This window comes from Pseudomonas sp. BJa3, from assembly GCF_026343815.1.
GTDB lineage: Bacteria > Pseudomonadota > Gammaproteobacteria > Pseudomonadales > Pseudomonadaceae > Aquipseudomonas > Aquipseudomonas soli.
Genome location: NZ_JAOXMC010000219.1, coordinates 1 through 269 on the forward strand (window position 1 = coordinate 1; position 269 = coordinate 269).

1 protein-coding gene is annotated in these 269 nt (G+C 65.1%); it reads right to left on the bottom strand.

Going from position 1 to position 269, the window contains the following annotated elements:
* On the bottom strand, positions 1–269 hold a 269-nt coding region (locus OH705_RS27490; RefSeq protein WP_416383607.1), incomplete at both ends, for an ABC transporter substrate-binding protein.

Below are 269 nucleotides of genomic sequence, written 5' to 3' on the forward strand. Positions count from 1 at the left end.
GGGCGATCATGGAGGCGACCATGGCGGTGTTGTAGGGGTGCTGGCCCGAGCGGATGCAGACCTTGCCCTTCCATTTCGGGTCGGCCAGGTCCTCGTAGCGGAAGGATTCCAGCTTCAGGTCCTTTTCGACGTACAGCACGCGGTCGCGCAGCGACAGGGCGTACCATTTGCCATCGGCGCCGCGCAGGTTGGCGGGGATGACCGATTCCAGCGTCTGCGACTTGATCGACTGCGTCACGCCGCCGTCCACCAGGTCGAGCAGGTTGCCG